Annotated in this window: 17 protein-coding genes; 7 read left to right on the top strand and 10 right to left on the bottom strand. The window is 68.4% G+C overall.

The window, feature by feature from the left end:
• Positions 1–188: 188 nt before the first annotated feature.
• On the bottom strand, positions 189–1,226 hold the full coding sequence (locus ACZ6DT_RS00790; RefSeq protein WP_465586697.1) for an aspartate-semialdehyde dehydrogenase: 1,038 nt from the start codon (positions 1,224–1,226) through the stop codon (positions 189–191).
• A complete protein-coding gene (locus ACZ6DT_RS00795; protein WP_465586700.1) occupies positions 1,226–2,491 on the bottom strand; it encodes an aspartate kinase in 1,266 nt (421 codons plus the stop codon). The genes ACZ6DT_RS00790 and ACZ6DT_RS00795 overlap by 1 nt, the downstream gene beginning before the upstream one ends.
• Positions 2,492–2,716: 225 nt before the next feature.
• Between ACZ6DT_RS00795 and ACZ6DT_RS00800 the strand changes: the two genes are divergently transcribed.
• Entirely contained in the window at positions 2,717–3,313 is a 597-nt protein-coding gene (locus ACZ6DT_RS00800) for a nitroreductase family protein (RefSeq protein ID WP_465586703.1), read from the top strand.
• Here the strand turns inward: ACZ6DT_RS00800 and ACZ6DT_RS00805 are convergent.
• Positions 3,274–4,743, bottom strand: coding sequence for an MFS transporter (locus tag ACZ6DT_RS00805; protein WP_465586706.1), 1,470 nt, complete (start codon positions 4,741–4,743; stop codon positions 3,274–3,276). The genes ACZ6DT_RS00800 and ACZ6DT_RS00805 overlap by 40 nt on opposite strands.
• Before the next feature lie 103 nt (positions 4,744–4,846).
• Here ACZ6DT_RS00805 and ACZ6DT_RS00810 point away from each other — a divergent pair, with 103 nt between their 5' ends.
• A complete protein-coding gene (locus ACZ6DT_RS00810) occupies positions 4,847–5,686 on the top strand; it encodes a helix-turn-helix transcriptional regulator (protein WP_465586709.1) in 840 nt (279 codons plus the stop codon).
• A gap of 9 nt (positions 5,687–5,695) precedes the next feature.
• Positions 5,696–6,289, top strand: a complete 594-nt coding sequence (locus tag ACZ6DT_RS00815) for a hypothetical protein (RefSeq protein ID WP_465586711.1) — start codon at positions 5,696–5,698, stop codon at positions 6,287–6,289.
• On the opposite strand, the gene ACZ6DT_RS00820 is transcribed toward ACZ6DT_RS00815, so the two are convergent.
• Positions 6,282–7,175 carry an ANTAR domain-containing protein gene (locus ACZ6DT_RS00820; RefSeq protein WP_465586713.1) on the bottom strand — a complete coding sequence of 298 codons (894 nt, stop codon included), beginning with the start codon at positions 7,173–7,175 and terminating at the stop codon, positions 6,282–6,284. The two genes, ACZ6DT_RS00815 and ACZ6DT_RS00820, sit on opposite strands and share 8 nt — an antisense overlap.
• Positions 7,176–7,316: 141 nt before the next feature.
• Between ACZ6DT_RS00820 and ACZ6DT_RS00825 the strand changes: the two genes are divergently transcribed.
• Positions 7,317–8,078 carry an ANTAR domain-containing protein gene (locus tag ACZ6DT_RS00825; protein WP_465586715.1) on the top strand — a complete coding sequence of 254 codons (762 nt, stop codon included), beginning with the start codon at positions 7,317–7,319 and terminating at the stop codon, positions 8,076–8,078.
• Between the two features lies 1 nt (position 8,079).
• Here the strand turns inward: ACZ6DT_RS00825 and ACZ6DT_RS00830 are convergent, their stop codons facing one another.
• The 3 genes from ACZ6DT_RS00830 to ACZ6DT_RS00840 are packed head-to-tail and all read right to left on the bottom strand — an operon-like array spanning position 8,080 to position 10,952.
• Positions 8,080–9,930: a CheR family methyltransferase gene (locus tag ACZ6DT_RS00830; protein WP_465586717.1), complete on the bottom strand. Its 1,851-nt coding sequence runs from the start codon at positions 9,928–9,930 to the stop codon at positions 8,080–8,082.
• Positions 9,927–10,529 (bottom strand): chemotaxis protein CheB, encoded by a 603-nt coding sequence (locus ACZ6DT_RS00835; RefSeq protein WP_465586720.1) that lies wholly within the window; start codon positions 10,527–10,529, stop codon positions 9,927–9,929. Before ACZ6DT_RS00835 ends, ACZ6DT_RS00830 begins: the two co-directional genes overlap by 4 nt.
• A 57-nt stretch (positions 10,530–10,586) precedes the next feature.
• A complete protein-coding gene (locus ACZ6DT_RS00840) occupies positions 10,587–10,952 on the bottom strand; it encodes a hypothetical protein (protein WP_465586722.1) in 366 nt (121 codons plus the stop codon).
• A gap of 244 nt (positions 10,953–11,196) precedes the next feature.
• Between ACZ6DT_RS00840 and leuA the strand changes: the two genes are divergently transcribed.
• Complete coding sequence (leuA, locus tag ACZ6DT_RS00845; protein WP_465586725.1) at positions 11,197–12,954, top strand: 2-isopropylmalate synthase; 1,758 nt, start codon at positions 11,197–11,199, stop codon at positions 12,952–12,954.
• A 210-nt stretch (positions 12,955–13,164) separates the two neighbouring features.
• Here leuA and ACZ6DT_RS00850 read toward each other — a convergent pair whose 3' ends face one another.
• On the bottom strand, positions 13,165–13,791 hold the full coding sequence (locus ACZ6DT_RS00850; RefSeq protein ID WP_465586728.1) for a peroxiredoxin-like family protein: 627 nt from the start codon (positions 13,789–13,791) through the stop codon (positions 13,165–13,167).
• Positions 13,792–13,849: 58 nt separating this feature from the next.
• On the opposite strand from ACZ6DT_RS00850, the gene ACZ6DT_RS00855 reads away from it, so the two are divergent.
• The gene (locus tag ACZ6DT_RS00855; RefSeq protein ID WP_465586731.1) at positions 13,850–14,455 is read left to right on the top strand and encodes a TetR/AcrR family transcriptional regulator; all 606 of its coding nucleotides are present in this window, start codon (positions 13,850–13,852) and stop codon (positions 14,453–14,455) included.
• Here ACZ6DT_RS00855 and ACZ6DT_RS00860 read toward each other — a convergent pair.
• Positions 14,391–15,350, bottom strand: a complete 960-nt coding sequence (locus ACZ6DT_RS00860; protein WP_465586734.1) for a LysR family transcriptional regulator — start codon at positions 15,348–15,350, stop codon at positions 14,391–14,393. The genes ACZ6DT_RS00855 and ACZ6DT_RS00860 overlap by 65 nt on opposite strands.
• Before the next feature lie 87 nt (positions 15,351–15,437).
• Between ACZ6DT_RS00860 and ACZ6DT_RS00865 the strand changes: the two genes are divergently transcribed.
• Positions 15,438–16,361 carry an EamA family transporter gene (locus tag ACZ6DT_RS00865; RefSeq protein ID WP_465586737.1) on the top strand — a complete coding sequence of 308 codons (924 nt, stop codon included), beginning with the start codon at positions 15,438–15,440 and terminating at the stop codon, positions 16,359–16,361.
• Here the strand turns inward: ACZ6DT_RS00865 and erm are convergent.
• On the bottom strand, positions 16,264–17,061 hold the full coding sequence (erm, locus tag ACZ6DT_RS00870) for a 23S ribosomal RNA methyltransferase Erm (RefSeq protein ID WP_465586740.1): 798 nt from the start codon (positions 17,059–17,061) through the stop codon (positions 16,264–16,266). The genes ACZ6DT_RS00865 and erm overlap by 98 nt on opposite strands.
• Between the last annotated feature and the right edge of the window lie 164 nt (positions 17,062–17,225).

The raw sequence follows: 17,225 nt of genomic DNA on the forward strand, positions 1-17,225 counted from the left end.
GACAAGCCGCTTCGGAGAGAGGAGTACACTCGAGGGGATGGGGTGGTCTCTTGACACCCCCACCCACCCCCCCCCCCCCCCCCCTCCCCCCCCCCCCCCCCCCCCCCCCCTCTCCTTTCCCCCCCCCCCCCCCCCCCCCCCCCCCCCCCCCCCCCCCCCCCCGACTCTGCACGGAGATCAAGCGGGCGTCAGGACCGCGCGACCAGTTCCGCGATCTGCACGGCGTTGAGCGCCGCGCCCTTCCGCAGGTTGTCGTTCGCCAGGAACAGCACCAGACCGCGACCGCCGTCGACACCCGGGTCCGTCCGCAGGCGCCCGACGTACGACGGGTCCTGGCCGGCGGCCTGCAGCGGCGTCGGGATGTCCGACAGCTCCACGCCGGGAGCGCCGGTGAGCAGTTCGGTCGCGCGGGCGACCGAAAGCGGCTGCGAGAACTCCGCGTTGATCGAGATCGAGTGCCCCGAGAACACCGGCACCCGCACGCAGGTGCAGGAGACCCGCAGCTCCGGGATGCTCAGGATCTTGCGGCTCTCGTTGCGGAACTTCTTCTCTTCGTCCGTCTCGAACTCACCGTCGTCCACAATGGACCCGGCCAGCGGGAGGACGTTGTGCGCGATGGGCCGCGCGTACTTCTTCGGCTCGGGGAAGGTCACCGCCGCGCCGTCGTGGGTCAGCGCGCCCGCGTTCGGGGCCGCCGCGGCGAGCTGGCCTTCGAGCTCCTCGACACCGCCGAGCCCGCTGCCGGACACCGCCTGGTAGGTGCTCGCGACCAGCCGCACCAGGCCCGCTTCGGCGTGCAGCGGCTGGAGCACCGGCATCGCGGCCATCGTGGTGCAGTTGGGGTTCGCGATGATCCCCTTGCGGGCTTCCTTGATCGCCTCCGGGTTGACCTCGCTGACGATCAGCGGGACGTCCGGGTCCATGCGCCACGCCGACGAGTTGTCGATCACCGTGGCGCCGGCCGCGGCGAACCGCTCCGCCTGCGCCTTGGAGGTCGAGCCACCGGCGGAGAACAGCGCGATGTCCAAACCGGACGGATCCGCGATCGTCGCGTCCTCGATGACGATTTCCTCGTCCCGCCAAGGAAGTTTCGAGCCGGCGGACCGCGCCGAAGCGAAGTACCGCATTTCGGCGACCGGGAAACCCCGTTCCGCCAGCAGACGGCGCATGACGCCGCCGACCTGACCGGTCGCCCCGACGACTCCTACCCGCAGACCTTCCGACATCAGCGACCACTCCCCGCGTAGACGACGGCTTCTTCGTCGCCGCCCAGTTCGAATGCCTCGTGGATCGCGCGCACCGCGTCGTCGAGCTGCGCGTCCCGGATCAGCACCGAGATCCGGATCTCCGAGGTGTTGATGATTTCGATGTTGACGCCCGACTGCGCGAGCGCCTCGCAGAACGTCGCCGTCACACCGGGGTGCGAACGCATCCCCGCGCCGACGAGTGAGACCTTGCCGACGTGGTCGTCGTAGAGGACCGACTCGAAGCCGATGTCCGCCTTGATCTTCTCCAGCGACCGCACGGCCTTGGCGCCGTTGGCCTTCGACAGCGTGAAGGTGATGTCGGTGCGGCCCGAGACGGTGCTGGACACGTTCTGCAGCACCATGTCGATGTCGATCTCGTCGTCGGCGATCACCCGGAAGATCCTGGCGGCGGCGCCGGCGTGGTCCGGCACTCCGGTCACCGTGATCTTGGCTTCGGAGCGGTCGTGCGCCACACCGGTGATCAACGCTTGTTCCACGGGGATCTCCTCGATAGAACCGGTCACCGTGGTGCCCGGCTTGTCACTGTAGGAAGAACGGACTCGGATCGGGACGCCGTAGCGGCGCGCGTACTCCACCGAGCGCAGATGCAGGATCTTCGACCCGCTCGCGGCCAGCTCCAGCATCTCCTCGTAGGCGATGGTGTCCAGCTTGCGGGCGTCGGGCACGACCCGGGGATCGGCGGTGTACACACCGTCCACATCGGAATAGATCTCGCAGACGTCGGCGTTCAGCGCCGCGGCCAGCGCGACGGCGGTGGTGTCCGAACCGCCGCGGCCGAGGGTGGTGATGTCCTTGGTGTCCTGCGACACGCCCTGGAAACCCGCCACCAACGCGACGTAGCCCTGGTCGAGGGCCTCCGTCACGCGGCTGGGGCTGACGTCGATGATCCGCGCGTTGCCGTGCACGGACGTCGTCACCACACCGGCCTGCGAGCCGGTGAACGACCAAGCCTCCGCGCCGTAGGCCGAAATCGCCATCGCCACCAGCGAGTTGGAGATACGCTCACCCGCTGTGAGCAACATGTCCATTTCGCGTTCCGGCGGCGCCGGGTTGACCTGCTGAGCCAGGTCGAGCAGCTCGTCCGTCGTGTCACCCATGGCGGAGCAGACGACGACCACGTCGTTGCCCGCCTTCTTGGTGGCGACGATGCGCTCCGCGACGCGTTTGATCCGGTCGGCACTTTCCAGCGACGAACCGCCGTACTTCTGGACCACGAGGGCCACGCCCGAACCTCCTAGACGGGCCGGGCGTGCTCCTGGTGGGCACCGAGGAGCCCCCGCGTCCCTATTTGGGCGAAAGCCTACCGGGGACACGCACGCTCGCCACCCTCGTAAGTGGTCCTGACCACCACTTCGAGGACTCCGGGAAGTAAATCTTCCTTGACACCAACGAAATTGTCGGAGGGCTTTCACTTTAGTGACGGAGAGCACCCTTGTTAGGGTGCGCTAATGCACAAACCCGCCGACACGAGTACCCCGATCGCGTCGATCCTGGCCCACCGTTGGAGCCCGCGCGCCTACGACGAGTCAGCGATCGTCACCGAAGACCAGCTCCGCGCGCTGCTCGAAGCGGCCCGTTGGGCGCCGTCGTTCGGCAACACCCAACCCGCCCGTTACCTGGTCGGGCTGCGCGGCACGCCGTCGTTCGACCGCATCCTCTCGACGCTCAACTCGGGCAACCGCGCGTGGGCCCATCGCGCCGGGCTGTTGCTGATCGGCGTGATGGTGACCACGAACGAGAAGGGCGACGTCCCGTACGCCGAGTACGGGCTGGGGCTGGCGAGTGAGAACCTCGTGGTCCAGGCCGTCGACCTCGGTCTGATCGCGCACCAGATGGCGGGTTTCTCCGCCGAAGCGGCGAAGGACTTCTTCGGGCTCCCCGACGACGTCGTCCCGAAGGTCGTCATCGCCGTCGGCTCGTCCGCGGACCCTTCGGTGCTCGAAGAGGACTGGCGGGTCGAGCGCGAGAAGGCGCCGCGCGAGCGGGTCCCGCTGGCCGAATTCGCTTACGCCGACGCCTGGGGCACAAGCGCTTTCTCCGGATGAGGGAGCCATCGCAGAGCGAGAGCCCCCAGCCCGGCGTGCAGCAGGCTCAGCACGGCGACGGCGGCGTGCAGCCCCGCGACGAACGCCTCCTTCGCGTCAACAGCGGCCGTGGACGCGATATCGGGCAGCTGGAGGGTTTCGCCGAGGGTGGGCGCGAGATCCGGACCTGCCAGGCGGAACACCAGCGCGGCGAGCGAACCCATGAGCGCGATGCCCAGCGCGTTGCCGATCTCGTTGCTCGTTTCGGCGATCGCGCCCGCCGCTCCCGCCCGCTCGGCGGGCACCGCTGCGACGGCCGTGTCGGCCACCACACTGAACGAGATGCCGTAGCCGACACCGGCGACCACCGTCGAGGCGACGTACCAGCCCGCTCCGCCCGTGACACCGGTCATGAGCAGCAGGGCGAGCCCGGCCGCGATGGAGAAGTGGCAGACGGCCAGCGCCGCGCGTCTGCCGATCCGGTCGACCAGCGCGGGCGTGGCGACGCACATGATCGTGAGCACGGCCGCCCCCGGCAGAGCGAGCAGCGCCGCGTGCAGGACGGGTAGCCCGAGCACGGACTGCAGGTGGATCCCCGACAGATACGCCGCCGCCGACCACGCCGCCAGTGGCAGCAGCCCGGTGACGATCGCGATCGTGAAGACGCGGTCGCGGAACAGGGAGAAGTCGACCAGCGGGTGATCGAGGCCGCGCTGACGTCGGGCGAACCACACCAGCAGCACCGCCCCGGCGATCCCCGCGGCGGCCGCGACCACGGAAAGGCCGTCGGCGGCCGCGTGCTTGATCCCGTAGATCGCGAGCAGGAGACCGGCGGCGGAGAGCGCCACACTCAGCACGTCGACACGGCCCCGCCCCGTGGCCCGCACCTCCCGCAGCAGCACCGGCGCGAGCGCCAGGAAAACCGCGATCACCGGCAGGTTGACCAGGAAGACCGAACCCCACGGGAACCGCTCCAGCAGGATCCCGCCGACGACCGGACCGATCGCGAAACCGGCGGCGAACGCGGCGGCGAAGACGCCGATGGCCTGCGCCCGTCGCCGAGGATCGGTGAAGAGTTCGCTCAACACCGCCAGCGCGGACGGCAACAGCGTCGCGCCCGCCAGTCCCATCAAGGCACGGAACCCGATCAGCGACTCCGGGCTCGGGGCGAACGCCGCGCCCGCCGAACCGATGCCGAACACGGCCGCGCCGATCATCAGCAGCTTCAAACGGCCGTACCGGTCACCGATGGCACCGAAAGCGACCAGCAGCGAGCCGACCGCGAACCCGTAGACGTCCAGGATCCACAACGCCTGATCGGCCGTCGGGGTGAGCGCCTGGCTGATCCTGGGCATCGCGAGGAACAGGATCGAGCCGTCCATGGCGACCAGGAAGACCGGGCAAAGGATCACCAGCAGGCCGAACCAGGCCCGGGAATGCTGTCGCGTCATGACATCGACGGTGCGTGGGCGCCAGCGCGGCAACCATCCCCGTGGTGTGGGTACACCCGGCAGGTACACCCACGGCGCCGCCCGGAAACCTAGGCTCGGGGTCATGGAAAGCCTCGGTGTGTACCTCAAGAGCCGTCGTGACCGGGTGACTCCCGCCGAACTCGGCTTGCGCACCTACGGCACCTCGCGCCGTGTGCCCGGCCTGCGCCGCGAGGAGCTCGCCCAGCTCGCCGGGGTGAGCGCCGGGTACTACACGCGGCTGGAGCAGGGCCTGGCCGAAACCGCTTCACGGCAAGTGCTCGACGCGCTCGCCCGCGCGCTCCGGCTCGACGACGTCGAGACCGTCCACCTGCACAACCTCGCCCGGCAGTCCCCGCTCCCGAAGTTGTCCGACCCCGGCCGGGAGGATCCGCATCCCCGGGTCCTCGCGCTGCTGGAGAACCTCGGTGAGGCCGTTCCCGCGCTCGTCTTCGGCCGTCGTGGCGACGTGCTCGCCTGGAACCACGCCGGGCACACGCTCATGGCCGAACACCTCGGCTTCGACGCTCCGGCGGATCCGGAGCGAAGGCCTTCGCTGCCGCGCATGTTCTTCCTCGATCCGCTCACCCGCGAACTGCACCGGAACCGGGCCGAACTCGCCCGCGTGCACGTCGCCTATCTGCGGTTGACCGCGGGCCGCCACCCCACCGACGCCCGGCTGGCCGCGCTCATCGGCGAACTTTCGATGCGCAGCGACGAATTCGCGACCCTCTGGGCGACCGGTGACGTCGCCGACTGCACCGTCGGCGCGATGCGTCTCCAGCATCCGACGGTGGGCACGGTGAGCGTCGACTACCAGGTGTGGCTCCAGCCCGACAGTCCCGGCCACCGGCTGGAGATCTACACACCGAAGGACCCGGGTTCCGCCGACGCGCTGAAGATCCTGACGCAATTCGATCGGTAACCTGGGGTCATGGGGGCTTTACGCGGTCTCGTCCGCAACGAATCGCGCACGATGGCGGGTCTCTGGCTCTATGTGAGGGGCCGCGAGGACGGCGTCGACGGGGACGCCGTCGCGGTGCCGTACGGCGGAAACGGCAAGCCGATCTTCATCGTCATGGCCGTGGTGAGCGCCGTCGAGGCGGGTCTGTTCTGGCTGATCGACTTCGGCCTGGCCGTCGACCTGCTGCTGCTCGTCCTGGGCGTGTACTCGGTGCTGCTCGTGTTCGGGGTCTACGCCGGCACTGTCGTCCGGCCGCATGTGATCTCTTCACGCGAGGTGCGGGTGCGCTACAGCTCGTTCTACGACGTGCGGATCCCGCGGGAGAACGTCGTCAGCCTGCGGCAGGTGAAGGAAAGTCACGACCCGGCCAAGGCGAAGGCGTTCCGCGACGAAACCTGGCTCAGCCACGACAATTTCTACGAGACGAACCTGGTCGCCGAGCTGCGTGAGCCGATCATCGTGACGCGGCCGCTCGGCAAGACCGAGACCGTCCGCGTCGTGAAGTTCCAGGCGGACGACCCGAAAGCCGCCATCGAGGCCTACGAACGTTTCGCGCTCAAGTGAGCCGATAGGTCCCCGCCACGATGGCCTCGGCGAGTTCGGTGACGTTGCCGTTCCGGGTGAAGGCGTGCGCCCGGAGCATGGCCAGCGCGTCCGAGACCGAACAGTCGTGGGCGGCCATCACCATCCCCGCGGCCTGATGCAGCACGACCCGGCGATCCAGGTCGCCGAACAACGGATGTACGGGAAGACCGTCGGCACCGTCGAGCCGCACGGCGGGGTTCAACGCGGTTTCGGTCAGCGCTTCGGCGACCACTCCCACGGACCGGGCCACCGCGACGGCCGGTTCGGGCTCGGGCCGATACGCGGTGAGGGTCCCCATCATCGCCTTCGGCAGGCCCAGCGGCGCCGAAACCACCGCGTGGATCCCGAATTCCCGCGCGGCGGGGCCGAATCGGGGCCACCGCCCGGAAAGCTCCGGTTCGCGGCAGACACCGGGTCTCAGCGGCGTGTCCCGTGCCGGCCCTTCGCCGAGGACTTCTTCGAGGTCGTGCACCCGGGCGGCGACGGAATCGGACGCCACGACGGCCGAGTCCCACCCGGCGAGGCCGAACAGGGTCACCACCAGGCTCTCGACGCCGGACGCCTCGGCCACCGCCGCCATGAACGCAGGCGGGACACCGGCCGGTTTCCCGGCCCGGTTCGCCCAGCGCCCGACGGCGTCGAGGTAGCCGGTGTGCAGCGCGGCCGCGGCACGGTGCTTTTCTTCGGTCGCGCGGTGCAGTTCCGCCATCCGGCGGTGGAACGACCGCATGGACCCGACGGCCGTGGCGAGCAGGCCTTCGTGCCGCCGGGCGACGGCGGCCGCGCGATCCGCGCGCCCGCGCTCGGTTTCGATCAGTCCGCGCAGCGCCGACGGGTCGTACCGGCCACCAGTGCCGTCCCACATGGGGCTGAGCGTACGCCCGCGCCATGCCCGCCGAAGTGACCCGAATGGCTGAGCCCCGGGGGTTCTCGGCCATCCGGAAGAAGACTAACGTTGAGTGCCCAGCGCCTCTTCGAACTGCAATCCGCAGGAAGGCCGCTTCTGATGCGAAATCGCGAAAGATGGGTCGCCGACACCTTGCTGGAGCTGGCCGACACGCTGGTCCCCACCCTCGACCCGGTGAATTACTGGCTCTGTGTGGCGGATCGTTACGCCCAATTGATTCCCTCGTCGTCGATCCGGTTGGCCGCCTTCGGTGTCCACGACGACCTTCCCGTCGTGGTGAACACGGACGAGCGGCTCGGCGAACCATCGATCGGCGCCCTCCTCTCCGAAGAAGGTCCAGGAATCGACTGCTGCAAGAGGAGGGAACCGATCGTCGGTTTCCGGCTCGGCGAGGCGACCGAACGATGGGAACGGCTGGCACCCGCCGCCCTTGCCCTCGGTTTCCGCACCGTGCACGCGTTTCCGTTCAGCCGCCACGAGGAAGTCCTCGGCGCGGTGACGATCCTGACCACGGAGACCACCCGGCTACCGGAAGCCGACGTGCGGATCGCGAGCGCGCTCGCCGACGCGGCGGCGATCGGCATGCTCAACCACCGGACGATCGCCGGGCTCACCGCCACCTCGCGACAACTACAAGGGGCGCTCAGCAGCCGGGTGATCATCGAGCAGGCCAAGGGACTCGTCTCCGCCAGGCTGGAGATCGGCACGGACGACGCGTTCCACCTGATCCGCCACTACGCGCGCGGCCACAATCTCCGGATCGGCGGTATTTGCGAGAGTCTGCTCAGCCGCCGCATGACCGCGGCCGACCTGACGGCGTCGCTCTCCGAGCACGCGGCGAAGGCGAACCACCGGCCCTGACTCACTGGGGCTGCCGTCGCTCGATCATCAGCACGACTCCGCCGCCCGGCCCCCGCAGCGGCGAACAGCTGACCGAGGCGACGAGTGGCCTGCCCTTCCGGTCCACCGCGTCGATCTCGACCGGGTCCGCGCGGTGCCCGGTCTCGTTGCAGACCTCGACGACGTCACGGAGCGTGGTCGTCGGCAGGCCGAAGTCCAGGTCGAAGAAGTCCTGCCGGTAGACCTCGCCGGTCCGCAGGCCCCACAGTTCCTCCGCGCCACGGTTCCAGCTGCGTACCTGGAGTTCGCCGTCGAGCACGACCACGCCCGCCTCGACGCTGGCCAGCACCCCTTCGAAGAACATGCGCGTCTCGTCGAGTTCCGCGGTACGGATACGCATCTCCTCGTTCATCGTTTCGAGTTCCTCGTTGCCCGACTGGAGCTCTTCGTTGGTGGTCTCCAATTCTTCGTTCGTGGACTGGAGTTCCTCGTTCGTCGTCTCGAGTTCCTCGATGCTCGACTGGAGTTCCTCGTTGACCGTCTCGAGTTCCGCGTTGGTGGTCTGGAGTTCGGTGTAGGCGGTCGCCAGATCCTCCTGCACGCGTTTCACCTCGTGCTGGAGCCTGGTGGCCTCGGTGGTGTCGACGAACGTGATCGCCGCGCCGATGTCCTCGCCGTCGACGGTGATCAGCGGCTGGACGATGACGTCGAAGTACTGCGCCTCTCGCGCGCCCCTCCGCCGCCGCACGGATTCGAGCCGGACGCTGCGGCGCTCGCTGTGGGCCTGGTCGATCACCGCCCGGAGTTCGATCGGCCGGTAGGACACCTCCAGATCGTGGAAGGGCCTGCCCACGTCGTGCGGGGAAAGCCCGAACTGGAGCCTCGCCGTGCTGTTGATCAGGGCGACCGTGCCGTCGCGGTCGAGCCCCAGCACGGAATCGGGTGAGGACGCCAAGGCGAGTTCGCACACCTGCCGTCGCCGGGTGGCGTCCCGCGCCCCCGCCCCCGACCGGACGTCGAAGCGTGCGGGCCGCACCACCGGACCGCCCGACCGCAGCTTGAACACCCGGTTCCGGATGTCGGCGACGTCGAACCGGACACCGTCGGAAAGCAGCATTTCGGCCTTCCCGAGGAACAGGTGACCGCCTTCGTTGAGCGCGAAATGGAACCGTTCGATGATCTTCGCCTGTGCCTCGACGTTGAAATACATCAAGGTGTTGCGGCAGGCGAGCAGGTCGACCCGGGAAATGGGGGCGTCGCGCGTGATGTCGTGCCTGCCGAAGATCACCCGGCGGCGGAGGTCACGCCGGAAGGCGAACAGGTTACCGACCGGCTCGAAGTACTTCTTCTTCAGCTCGCCGGGAAGGTGATCCAAGGACTTCGCCGGATACAGCCCTGTCCTCGCCTCGCGTAAGGCCTCTTCGTCGACATCGGTGCCGTAGATCTTGACCCGTCTGGTGCTTTCCTCGATACCGAGTTCTTCCGCGAAGACGATCGCGAGGGAATACGCCTCTTCCCCGCTCGAACAGCCGGCGCTCCAGATCCGGATTTCTTCGTCGGCACCGACCTTCTCGACGAGTTCGGGTACAACGGTCTTCCGCAGATGACTCCAGGCTTCGGTGTCACGGAGGAAACTGGTGACGTTGATGAGGATGGTGTTGAAAAGATCGAGGAACTCGTCGGCGTTGGTCTCCAGGAAGTCCCGGTATTCGGCGTAGCCCGCGATCTTCACCGACTGCATCCGCTTCTGGATCCGGCGGGCCAGCGAAGCGCGTTTGTAACCGGTGAAATCGAAACCGCGGGAATCCCTGATGAACGCCAGCAGCCTTTCGAGTTCCTGGCCGTCTTCGATTTCGCCGTCCGGCGCGTTCATACCGTCCTCGTTCCGTTGACCAGGCCGACGAGCGCACCGGCGACTTCGTCCAGTGGCAGCACCAGGTCGACCGGCACGGCCTTCGTCACCGCGTCCGGCATGCCCTTGAATTCGGCGGTCTCCGGATCCTGTGAGACAACGGTACCGCCACGGGCCTTGATGGCCGCGGCGCCCGAGGCGCCGTCGGAACCCGTCCCGCTGAGAACGCAGACGAGTGCCGCCGGACCGTGGACCGAGGCGATGGACTCGAAGAGCAGATCGGCCGACGGCCGCACGAACTTCACCCGCTCGGTCTCCGACAGACCGACCAGGTCGCCGGGTTCCACCAGCAGATGGCGGTCCGGCGGCGCGACGTAGACGACACCGGGCTTCAAGACGTCACCGGCCTCGGCCAGCTTGACCCGGAGCGAAGACCGGCGATCGAGGATGTCGGCGAGGAGCGTTTCGCGACGGGGGTCGAGATGCTGGACGACGACCAAGGGCACGGGAAGGTCGGCGGGCAGGGCGCCGAGCACCTCGATCAGTGCCTTGACCCCACCCGCCGAAGAGCCGATGGCGACGATCTCGTAAGCCGCCTCGCGGCGGCCGGAGCCGGGCATCTTCCGAGCGTAGTGCCCCCGGCGCCGCAAAGCGCGTTTCCGGACTTCCGCGTGACGCTAGGCGGAACCGCCCACCCGACGGATGATCTTCGCGAGGATGCCCGTGACGACCATCCAGAAGATCGCGGCGATGCCGTAGTTGATCAGCACGCGGAGCTTGGCGTCTTCGGGCATGAAGAGATCCTTGAAGCCCAGCAGGAGCCCGTCCGCCCAGCCGCGGACGAACGACACGATGCCGTTGTCGGGGTTCGCCTCGCCGATCACGAAGACGACGTGCAGCACCAGGATGGCCGCGAAGATCAGGCCGACCCAGCGGACCAAGCTCGCCAGTATCCCGGCCGCGCGGCCGCCTCCGGCACGCCAGTCGACCTTGCGTCTGGTCTTCTGATCAGCGGTTTCCTTTTCTTCAGCGTGCTCGCCCATGCCGGGCAGTGTGGCACGCCGCCTGGGCCGATTGCTACCCGCGAGTAACCCGAACGGGCGCCTCTGTGGTCACGGTTCGATCGCGGCCCGGGTTTCCTTTCGAGAGATCTCGTGGTTAAGGTGGCGTCGTGGCTCGAGCTCTCCTGCTTCGCTGCCGCGACGGGGCCTGATCGGACCGGCTCCCCGTCGCGGGGCTTCGTGGTGCCGGTCGTCGCACCCGATTCTTCAGGAGAACCCTCCCCTCATGAGCATCCGTAAGCCCACGCGCCCGGCCCCTTCCGAGCAGGCTTCGTGGAACACCCAGCGCGGCACTTCGATGCCCGTACACCGCTATCGCCCCTGGTACGACCTGGTCGAGGACATCTCGCTGCCCGACCGCACCTGGCCGGACAAGCGCATCGACACCGCGCCGCTGTGGTGCGCGGTCGACCTGCGCGACGGCAACCAGGCCCTGATCGACCCGATGTCGCCCGCGCGCAAGCGCAAGTTCTTCGACCTGCTGGTCCGCATGGGCTACAAGGAGATCGAGGTCGGTTTCCCGGCGGCGTCGCAGACGGACTTCGACTTCGTCCGCGAGATCATCGACGAGGGCGCCATCCCGGACGACGTCAGCATCCAGGTGCTGACGCAGTGCCGCCCGGAACTGATCGAGCGCACCTTCAAGGCGCTCGAAGGCGCGCCGCGCGCGATCGTCCACATCTACAACTCGACCTCGATCCTGCAGCGTCGCGTCGTGTTCCGCGAGGAGCGCATCGGCATCACGAAGATCGCTTCGCAGGCCGCTGAACTGGTCGTCGACTACGCCGCGAAGCAGCCGGACACGGACTTCCGTTTCCAGTACTCGCCGGAGTCCTACACGGGCACGGAGCTGTCGTACGCGCTCGAGGTCTGCAACACCATCACCGACATCTGGCAGCCGACACCGGAGAAGCCGGTCATCCTGAACCTGCCCGCCACCGTGGAGATGGCGTCGCCGAACGTCTACGCCGACTCGATCGAGTGGATGCACCGCAACCTGGAGCGCCGCGATTCGGTGATCCTGTCGCTGCACCCGCACAACGACCGCGGCACCGGTATCGCCGCCGCCGAGCTGGGCTTCCAAGCAGGGGCGGACCGGATCGAAGGCTGCCTGTTCGGCAACGGCGAGCGCACCGGCAACGTCGACCTGGTCGCGCTGGGCATGAACCTCTACAGCCAGGGCGTCGACCCGCAGATCGACTTTTCCGACATGGACGAGATCAAGCGGACCGTCGAATACTGCAACCAGCTGCCGGTGCCCGAACGCAGCCCGTGGGCCGGCGACCTGGTGTTCACCGCGTTCTCCGGCAGCCACCAGGACGCGATCAACAAGGGCCTCGACGCGATGAAGGCCGCCGCCGACAAGGCGGGGACGCCGGTCGACGAGCACCCGTGGGAGGTCCCGTACCTGCCGATCGACCCGAAGGACATCGGCCGCAACTACGAGGCCGTCATCCGGGTGAACTCGCAGTCCGGCAAGGGCGGCGTCGCCTACATCATGAAGGCCGAGCACCAGCTCGACCTGCCGCGGCGCCTGCAGATCGAGTTCTCGAAGGTCGTCCAGCGCCACACCGACACCGAGGGCGGCGAGGTCGACCCGGCCACGATGTGGAACGCGTTCTCGGCCGAGTACCTGGACCTGAAGACGCCGCTGGAGCTGGTCCGCCAGCACGTCAGGGACAGCGGCGACGGCGAGTACGACATCACCGCTACCGTCCGGGTCGAGGGTGACGAACACGAGGTCACCGGCCGCGGGAACGGGCCGATCGCGGCTTTCTTCGACGCGCTTTCGACCGTCGGGTTCGACCTGCGGCTGCTGGACTACAGCGAGCACACCCTCTCGCCGGGCGACGACGCGCGCGCGGCGTCGTACATCGAGTGCGCCATCTCCGACCGGGTGTACTGGGGCATCGGGATCGACCCGTCGATCGTGACCGCTTCGCTGCGGGCCGTCGTCTCGGCCGTGAACCGGGCCCACCGGTAACTGCCGCTTTGCGTGTGAAGGCCGGATCTCGCGTGCGTGGAGCCGGATCTCGCGTGTCTGAAGCCGGATCTCGCGTGTCCAGAGCCGGAAGACACCGTGCGATCCGGCCACACGTGAGATCCGCCTTCAATCACGTGAGATCCGCCTTCAATCACGCGTGATCGCCGTCTGGACACGCGAATCACGCCCTCTGCCGAAGAGACAGGAGCGCTAAAGCGTCTTCACGGCGGCCAGGATGTCGGCCGGGTCGGTGCGGGTGGTGTAGTCCGGGTGCACGTCGATGTACCGGATGACGCCTTCGCCGTCCACGACCAGGACGGTCGGGTACGGCAGTTCCCATTCCGCCGCGCCGTTGATCTTCTCGACGTCGCCGATGAGCGTGTCGAAGGCCGGCTTCGTCTCCGGGGCCAACCGGAACGTGATGCCGAGGGCGCGCCCCAGCTCGTTGTCCACATCGGACAGAACGGTGAACTCCAGCTCCTTTGTGGACAGCGAGTCGTCCGGCAGCTGCGGGCTGACCGCGACCAGCTTCACGCCCAGATTTCCCAGTTCCGGCAGCAGTTCCTGCTGATACGTACGCAGGGTCAGATTGCAGTACGGACACCACGCGCCGCGATAGAACACCACGACCGCGGGCCCGTCCGCGACCCGGACCTGATCGCCGCCGGCGTCCGGCAGCACGAGGTCCGGCATCGCCGTCCCCGGCCTCCCGGCCGCCTCGACGACCATCCCGGCGAACGTTTCCCGGTCGGCCTTGAGCACCTCGGCGACCTCCGCCGGAACGTGGTTCGCGACCGAGCTCCGCAGTTCGGCGAGGTCGGTGTTGAGATCCCCCATGGTCAGCTCCTTCGATTGTACTGATCGGTACAGTACAGGCGACTGTACTATCCGGTACATGAGTGGTCAACCGGCGAAGACCCCGCGAGGGCGGATGACTCGGGACGCGATCGTCGACGCGGCCGCCGAGCTGATGTACGTCAACGGCGTGGCCGGGACGAGCGTCGACAAGGTGCTCGCGGCCAGCGGCGCCGGGAAATCGCAGATGTACCACTACTTCAAGAACAAGGACGAACTCGTCGAAGCGGTCATCGCCCGTTTCGTCGAAAAGATCCTCGGCAATCAGCCGACCATCTTCGAGCTGCACAGCTGGGCCGATTTCGACCAGTGGGCCCAGGAGATCCTGGCCGTCCAGACCACCCCCAAGGGGCCGATCGCCTGCCCGCTCGGCAATCTCACCGGCGAACTCGGCGACGACCCCAGGATGGCGCCCCTGCTCGACAAGGCCTACCGCGAGTGGGAATCACATCTTGAACGCGGACTGAGGTCCTTGCAGGAAAAGGGAAAGCTCGTCGACGACGCCGACCCGGCCAGGCTCGCGCAGGCCGCGATGACCTGTGTCCAGGGCGGCCTGCTGATGGCCCATGTGCGGCATGACATCACGCCGATCGCCGACGCGCTCCAGATCGCGCTGGATCACCTGAAGAGTCACGCTCGCCCGTGAGCGCCGCGACCTCGTCGGCGAGCGCGTCGAGCACCTTCGCCACCGCCGGCCGCGAAGACGCACCGAGCCGGTAGACCGCCTCCACGTGCCGCGCCGCCTTGATCCCGGCGAGTGGACGGCAGACGAGGCCACCGCCGCGTCGAGTGTCCATTGTGTACCGAGGCAGCAACGCGATCCCGTGTCCGGCGGCGACGAGCCGTTCGGTGATGCGGAAATCGTTGATACGCTGGACGACCTGCGGACGCACGCCGGTGCGGATGATCAGCGACTGGAGGATGTCGTCGACCGGGAACCCGGCGTTGACGCTGATCCAGCGTTCGTCGGCCAGTTCGGCGAGCTCGATGCGACGCCGTTTCGCGAGCCGATGCCCCGCGGGGAGCGCGACGTCGAGCGGTTCACGCAGCAGATGCCGCGTCTCCAGCCGGTCCGAGCCGAGCGACGGCGCGTGCTCGTCCCGGTGCGCCACCACGATGTCGTAATCCGCGACGAGCCCGGGAACCTCCGGCGGGGTCATGTCGACGTCGCGCACGATGACGTCCAGGCCGTCGAATTCCGCCGTCCGGTGCAGCAATCCGGGCAGCAGCATCAGCCCGGCCGACTGGAAGATCGCCATCCGGACGCGGCCGCGCGGAGCACTGCGGTAAGTGTCCAATTCGGACTCCGCGCGCTCGAGGGCGGCGAGCACGTCGTCCGCGCGGGCGACCAGCGCGCGGCCCGCGTCGGTCAGCCGCAGCCCTCTCCCGGCGGGTTCCGTGAGCGCGAGACCGACGTCACTCTGCAACGCGCGCAGCTGCTGGGAAACCGCGGACGGGGTGCAGTGCAACGCCTTCGCGGCCGCCGTCACGCTGCCGCGGTCGGCGAACTCCCGCAGGGTCCGCAACCGGCCGATGTCCATCCCGCCAGCATATGTGAAGCCGAACTGAACGGTCGCTGTAAATATTCTCGCTGGTCCTAAATGGTCGTTCCACGTAAGAGTGAAGACATGCCCGCCCGCGATCGTCTGCTCGCTCTGCTCGTCGCCGTCCTCTGGGGCTGCAACTTCCTCGCCATCCACGCCACCCTCGGCCAGTTCCCGCCCGTCTTCGCCGGCGGGCTGCGTTTCGCGGTCATCGCGATCCCGACCATCCTGTTCGTGCCGTGGCCGAAGGTGAAAATCCGCCACCTGCTCGGCTACGGGCTCGGATTCGGCACCGGGCAGTTCGCGTTCCTCTTCATCGCGATGGACACCGGCATGCCGACCGGTCTCGCGTCGCTGGTGTTGCAGGCTTCAGCCCCGTTCACCGTCCTGCTCGGCGCCGTCTTCCTGCGGGAACGGGTGTCCGGACGGCAGCTCGCCGGGATACTGCTCGCCGTCGCCGGGATGGCGACGATCGCCTGGCAGCAGGCCGGGAACGCCGCCCTGTTGCCGGTGATCCTGACCCTGCTCGGCGCGCTGAGCTGGGCGTTCGGCAACCTGAGCACCCGGCAGGCGGCACCGGACAACCCGTTGAACTTCGTCCTCTGGATGTCGGTGGTGCCGCCGCTGCCGATGTTCGCGCTGTCGCTGGTCATGGAGGGCCCCGCCGAGATCGGGCACTCGCTGAGCACACTGGGCACCCCGACCGGCCTGATCGGCCTCGGCGGGCTCGCCTACGTGGTGCTGTTCGGCACGATCGTCGGCTCCGGGATCTGGACGACGCTGATGCGCCGCAACCCGGCGGGCGTGGTCGCGCCGTTCTCCCTGCTGGTGCCGGTGGTCGGGCTGTCGATGGCGTTCCTGGTGCTGGACGAACGGCCGTCGCCGCTGGAGATCATCGCGGCGGCCGTGGTCATCGGCGGGGTCCTGTTCGGTTCGACGAGACGCCGCGTGCGCGAGCCGGACTTCCTCGCTGAAGCCGAAACACCTCAGCCCACTGGTGTGCGGTGAGAGTCTTGGGCAGGGCCGTCGGCGGGATCCGCTCCTCCTGAAGCCAGCGCCGGGTCTCGCGGGACGCGCCCAGGATCTCCGCGATCCCCCGGCCCCGACCGGTGAACACCCGCCGCACGAAATCCTGGTAGCGTTCGCGGTCCTCGACGAGCGGGCGCTCCCGCCGGGTCATGGTCAGCAGCCCGCCGTCGACGCCGGGCCGAGGCCGGAAGGCCGTCGCCGGGACCCGGCCGACCAGCCGGAACTCGAACCACGGCCACCACTGCGCGGTCATCATGGTCGCGCCGCCGACACCCGCGCGGCGGCGCGCCACCTCCCACTGCGTGAGCAGCACGGCGTCCGTCCACATCGGAGCGGTGAGGACACGGCGCAGCAGCGCGGTGGTCAGGTGGAACGGCAGATTGCCGACCAGCACGTACGGCGTTGACGGCAGGGTGAACCGCAGGAAGTCCGCGGTGACGATCTCCGTCGGCGGCTGGACGCGGCCCGCCAGCCTCGCGGCACGGCGGTCGTCGATTTCGACGCCGGTCAACCGCCTGCCCAGCCGTCGCAGAGGCAGGGTCAACGCGCCGTCACCCGCGCCGATCTCGATGATCGGCCCGTCGGTGACGGCGACGAGCTTCACGACGGTTTCGATGGTGTTCCGGTCGATGAGGAAATTCTGGCCGAGTTCATGACGGCCAGGACGCTGTGTGCGCAAGGGATCTCCGCGGCTTCGAGGTGAGCCGGGCAGCACGAGGCCTGCCCGGCGATGTCTCGCTCGGGCGGCGGTTCCTTGCTGGACGCTGGGGATCCGCCGCTAGGCGCGGCGGTTCCTGGTGAACGCGGAAGCACACATGGCGGCGAAACTACCTCGGGCCGGCG

The organism is Amycolatopsis sp. NPDC041971, assembly GCF_055588925.1.